1 protein-coding gene is annotated in these 1039 nt (G+C 43.4%); it reads right to left on the bottom strand.

Going from position 1 to position 1039, the window contains the following annotated elements; translation table 11 throughout:
• Positions 1–93 precede the first annotated feature (93 nt).
• A partial coding sequence (locus R7E78_RS24680) for a Fe(3+) ABC transporter substrate-binding protein (RefSeq protein ID WP_318058415.1) occupies positions 94–1039 on the bottom strand: 946 nt, incomplete at its 5' end.

Raw genomic sequence — 1039 nt, 5'->3', positions numbered from 1 at the left:
ATTACTGCAAGGCTGTATGAAATACAAATGCTGTTGCAAATACATCTCATATCCTTTAATCAAATGGGGGTATAGTTATACCCCCACAAGGAATTAAAGGTCAAATTTCACTTCATCTAGTAGCTTAATCGCTGCTTCATGGTGAGAAGCGATATCATCTAGAGAAAGCGTGTCTGCTTTAAAGTCGCCCCAAGATTCCACAAGTTCAGAACGCTTAACGCCTTCTTTTACTGGGTACTCGTAGTTCACTTCTGCGTACATCTTCTGAGCGGTTTCGCCAGTCAAGAATTCCATTAGCTTAAGCGCGTTATCTCGGTTTGGAGCGTATTTCGCCATCGCCATACCAGAGATGTTCACGTGCGTGCCTGTTGTTTTTTGATTCGGGAAGTTAATGTAAACCGCATCAGCCCAAGCTTTTTGCTCTTTGTCGTTAACCATTTTGCCTAGGTAGTAGCTGTTACCCAAAGAAACATCACATAGACCTTCTTTAATCGCTTTTACTTGTGCACGGTCGTTACCTTGAGGTTTACGAGCAAGGTTCGCTTTTACGCCTTCCAACCATTCTTTCGTTTCTGCTTCGCCGTAGTGAGCGATCATCGAAGAAACAAGAGATACGTTGTATGGGTGCTTGCCGCTGCGAGTACAAATCTTACCTTTGTATTCTGGTTTGGCTAGATCAGCATAGTTAAAGTCCGCACCTAGTTTGCCAACACGGTCGCGAGAAGAGTAAACACTGCGAGTACGTAGCGTAAGTGCAAACCACTCATTCTCTTTGTCTTGGTACTGAGCTGGTACATTTTCTTCAATGATCTTGCTATCAACTTTCTGAACTAGACCTTTGTTTGTCAGTTCTGCTAGACGGCTGATATCAGTAGTCAGGACAACGTCCGCTGGGCTGTATTCGCCTTCCTGAGCTAGTTTCTCTGCTAGACCTTCCTTCGCAAATTTAACGTTTACTTTGATGCCAGTTTCTTTAGTAAACTCGTTGAACATTGGTTCAACTAGAAAAGGTTGACGGTAAGAGTAGACGTTCACTTCT

Source organism: Vibrio sp. YT-19(2023) (assembly GCF_033337395.1).
The sequence above is the reverse complement of the archived record's forward strand: the minus strand, read 5'-3'. Positions and strand labels throughout refer to the sequence as shown.